Source organism: Vibrio splendidus 12E03, assembly GCF_000272105.2.
Lineage (GTDB): Bacteria > Pseudomonadota > Gammaproteobacteria > Enterobacterales > Vibrionaceae > Vibrio > Vibrio splendidus_I.
In genome coordinates this window covers 1-3,767 of sequence record NZ_AJZD02000157.1, presented here as the reverse complement: position 1 = coordinate 3,767, position 3,767 = coordinate 1, and the positions used below count along the sequence as shown (strand labels likewise).

Sequence of the window (3,767 nt, the reverse complement as noted above, 5' to 3'; positions counted from 1 at the left end):
TCAAGTCTTCTTAAACGATCGGCATTAAACCTTAGGGTTGGCGTTTTTGTATCTGTAGAGTATGCAATGGTTAAATCGCAGGTAATAAAAAAGGCTGACGTATCGACGCCAGCCTCTTAAATACGGCGTTAGCCTTCTAAATATTTGCAGTGACTATTTCTATTCGAAACAGATCTCGATGAAGGCATTACCCCATTGAGATGAGAAAGGCATGATGATGATTGCCCCGTCACACTTGTGACGAATAGTGTGGCCTTTACCTGAAACCACGATTGGCGTTGCCATGTCGAAGTCAAAGCCGCTTTCTGCAAGAATACGTTTTGCACCGCCCGTCACCATGTTAGTGATTTCACCCACCATATCGGTTACTTCTTCGTTTAGGCCGTTTGGTCGTTCACCTAGCATGTTTTCCATGATTTCGAGAGCGAGACCTTCATCAAAGGTGATCGACATCGAACCACGAGACTGTGTACCCACCATACCAATCAGGCCAGATACATCACCACGAGCGATTTCATCTTTCTTCACTCTTGGTTTTTGTGGCTTCAATTCTAGAGAAGCCATCGTTTTTAATACGTTCATCAAAGAAGCTAAAAACGGGTTTACAAATTCAGCGCGCATAATGTTCTTCTATAATATTATTCTTTCATCTCAGAGGAGCAGCTTTGGCAAATGCCATGTGATTCAATGACATGATTGGTCAATTGAAAGCCATGCTTCTCAGCGTTACTAGCGAGTAGAGTGACAAGCGGATCGTCTTGCAATTCTATCACAGTGCCACATTTATCGCAGATCAGTAGTTGGGAGAAATGTTTGTTTGCATTGCAAGAACAGCAACATATGAAGCTATTGGTTGATTCAACTCGGTGAATGAAACCTTGTTCCAACAAGAAATCCAAAGCACGATAAACTGTAGGAGGCTTGGCTTGCGGTTCACTGACTTTCAACTGCTCTAATAATTCATAAGCACTGGAGGCTTTTTTATTAGAGAAAATGAGCTCAAACACTCGCTTTCTCTGAGGTGTTAATCTAACGCCTCGAGATGCGCATATCCCTTCAACTTGCTCTATTAATGTGTGGTCCAAATTTTTCACCATTCAATCGGCCATCCCTAATTAAACCCTATTTCTAGGTTACTACGTTTTGGGGGCCAATGATTTCTATTAAAGTCAGGTACAGAGCGTATTGTGACCCACGACTTTGAATAAGACAAGGTAACTCAAAATGACAGTGTGACTCAAGGCATAACTGATTAATGAGGCTGAATTAGAGATCTGGTGAATGGGTTTATAAAAAAATGTGAGGCAAAGTTCATATAGCACAAACAGGGCATAGCATTTACAATAGCCGACCTTGCTTTTGCTGGGTATTCCAGCATATTTTTTTGACTCGCTACCAGGGTACTTTACCATGACACATTCATGTAGATTGTCTGTCGCTCCAATGCTCGATTGGATTGATTAAGCAGCCCTAGCAAGAGCTGCGCGAGTTTGAGGGGGACTATAGGAGTACCGCACTCAATAAATACTTCTATGCGTTACATTCTCTGTCCTGACCAAACTACTTCGCCAATAATCTGAAAATCTTCATTTTTAAGATCATCTTTGAGTAATTCCCAGTTTTCGTATGTAGGGTTATCGCTAACCACTTTGATTATTTTTGGCATGAACTGGAGTCTCTTAACCATCAACTGACCATCGAAACGAAAAACGTAAACTCCATCTCCAGAAAACTCGTCAACTTTATGAACCATAACCAGTGCTTGGTTCTTTAACGTTGGAGCCATGCTGTCGCCTCTAACTGGCATTAAGAAAACTTCATTAGGGTTTACACCAATACTTTTGCTAATGAATTTCTCACTAAAGACAATTTCCGTCGATTCCTCATCCCTTTCTACAAGTGCGCCATGTCCTGCACTAACTTCCACATCGTAAAAATTTAGAGTTACATATCCTTTTGGCGTCCCAAAACCGTCTCGATCTTGTGCTATTTCTTCAGCTTTTAAAAAAATATTTTCAGGTATTTTTTCGCGTGATCGCCATGTCCGAACTGTCGATGGTGATACACCTAAAGCCTTTGATAAATCAGTGATTTTTGCTGTTTTGGTTAGCTGTTTAAGTTCTGTGATTTGTTCATCAATAGTTTTCAAAGGGCACCTCTATTAAAATAAAAGCGTTGCAATAGCGTCCCATCGTTAATGTTATTCAATCGCTTTAGGGACGATTAGGACGGTTTTGAATCGCTTAGAGTCTCATTTTGTTGCTTAGATAATAGATTAATAGGTGAGCTATGAATACAAACTTTGCGTTATTAGCCCGTTTCGGAAACCCAACGGTCGAGTTGAAACAAGTCAGCCAAGAGTTCTTTGGAATTACTTCACGAACAGCTGAGCAAAGAGCGAAAGCTTGTGATTTTCCTGTTCCTACTTTCAAGTTGCGCGATTCAGAACGCAGCCCATCGTTAATCAAGATAGAAGACCTAGCAGCCTACATCGATAAACGTCACTCGGAAGCCAAGCTAGATTGGCTTTCAGTAAACGGGTAAGAGGGTTAGATATGAATAATGTAACGACACCGATTCACAGCATTAACGTAGACCTTTCTCATTCGAGTGAAGCCAAGGAGCTTTTAATGATAGTTAAAGGCCGTTTGTCTTGGTTAAGCCCGTCATCACCTGAGTTCGAGTTTCTACACCCGATTTATAAGCAGTTGGTCGAAGCAGCAACTTTATTGGAAAGCTTGGAGGAATAGACATGCAGGTATCTGATCCTATCCACCTACCTTGTCCAGATATGGCAGGCATGGAAAACCCAGACCCTAAAAAATTGCAGCGTTCTCAGGTGTTTCTTCAAAAGCTGCGTGAGAAACATGGAATCAAGAAGCCCGTCAAAAGAAAACCAAGACCGATGAATTACCAGTGCACTGAAAGTGCATGTGCAGGGTGGTGATATGAGTCGTAACGCGAAGTATGAAGCAGCTAAGAAAGAACAAGGACTTAAGAAGATCACGTTATGGGTTCCAGAAGATAGAGAAAGCGAGTTTCACATGTTGGCAAAAGCATGTTGTGAGTTTCGTCATTTCACTTTCAATACCCTCCGAGATACCAAGTCAGGCAAGTACGTTTCTTTAGAGCATTTATAACCCGTCACTGGTGACAGAATGAATCACTTATATGAGCCGCAAGGCGATCGTGAAATAACGAATATCTTGAGCCCACATGATGTGGGCTATGTAACTGCCTTGGCGCAAGATGTTGCGACAACTGAAAAAAATATAGCCGCTATCGAGAGCGGTTTTTTTAGTGCTCCAAATTCTGATTGGATGGAAAGTGAGCAAAACAAGCTGCATGCAATGGAGCAAGTTCACTTTCATAGAACGAGAGAACCAGCGGAAACTTGGCAGTTAGTTCAAGACGGGAAACTAACGTTAATCACCCCTGAATATTTCAAGAAAACTAAGCGCGGAGCGCACGCCGTAGGCGTGGAAACACTAGGCTTGTCAAAGGGCGGCAAAGTCCGACACGGCAAAAGGCGCCACTTGGATCGCTTTACTACCCGCTCACGCCGCCTAAAACCGCGCTCAAAAAGCCAAAGTGTTCATGTTGAGTCACAGCACTACGGAATTGAACAAAACGCGCCACAAGTCGGATGGGTGCGAGATAAAGACCGAAATCGTCTTGATTACATCCCCAAAGGGCAAAGTCGAGCTTACTTACTTAAGCGAGAGTGGGCTCAACAGGTGAAATTGCAAGTCACTTACCACCCAAGC

7 protein-coding genes and 1 pseudogene are annotated in these 3,767 nt (G+C 42.5%); 5 read left to right on the top strand and 3 right to left on the bottom strand.

Annotated elements, in window-relative coordinates:
• Window positions 1-159: 159 nt before the first annotated feature.
• From A142_RS11395 to A142_RS11385, 3 genes are all read right to left on the bottom strand, one after another.
• Window positions 160-621: a chemotaxis protein CheX gene (locus A142_RS11395; protein WP_017059940.1), complete on the bottom strand. Its 462-nt coding sequence runs from the start codon at window positions 619-621 to the stop codon at window positions 160-162.
• Window positions 622-638: 17 nt separating this feature from the next.
• A complete protein-coding gene (gene zur / locus A142_RS11390) occupies window positions 639-1,097 on the bottom strand; it encodes a zinc uptake transcriptional repressor Zur (protein ID WP_019825632.1) in 459 nt (152 codons plus the stop codon).
• Window positions 1,098-1,537: 440 nt separating this feature from the next.
• Window positions 1,538-2,149 (bottom strand): S24 family peptidase, encoded by a 612-nt coding sequence (locus tag A142_RS11385; RefSeq protein WP_019825630.1) that lies wholly within the window; start codon window positions 2,147-2,149, stop codon window positions 1,538-1,540.
• Between the two features lie 140 nt (window positions 2,150-2,289).
• On the opposite strand from A142_RS11385, the gene A142_RS11380 reads away from it, so the two are divergent.
• The 5 genes and pseudogenes from A142_RS11380 to A142_RS11360 form a co-directional block, all read left to right on the top strand.
• Window positions 2,290-2,544 carry a pyocin activator PrtN family protein gene (locus A142_RS11380; RefSeq protein WP_019825628.1) on the top strand — a complete coding sequence of 85 codons (255 nt, stop codon included), beginning with the start codon at window positions 2,290-2,292 and terminating at the stop codon, window positions 2,542-2,544.
• Window positions 2,545-2,555: 11 nt separating this feature from the next.
• A complete protein-coding gene (locus A142_RS11375; RefSeq protein ID WP_019825626.1) occupies window positions 2,556-2,750 on the top strand; it encodes a hypothetical protein in 195 nt (64 codons plus the stop codon).
• A gap of 2 nt (window positions 2,751-2,752) precedes the next feature.
• Entirely contained in the window at window positions 2,753-2,947 is a 195-nt protein-coding gene (locus A142_RS11370; RefSeq protein WP_019825624.1) for a hypothetical protein, read from the top strand.
• A 1-nt stretch (window position 2,948) separates the two neighbouring features.
• On the top strand, window positions 2,949-3,140 hold the full coding sequence (locus tag A142_RS11365) for a hypothetical protein (protein ID WP_019825622.1): 192 nt from the start codon (window positions 2,949-2,951) through the stop codon (window positions 3,138-3,140).
• Window positions 3,141-3,158: 18 nt separating this feature from the next.
• Window positions 3,159-3,767: pseudogene (locus A142_RS11360) on the top strand (hypothetical protein); the annotation flags it as partial.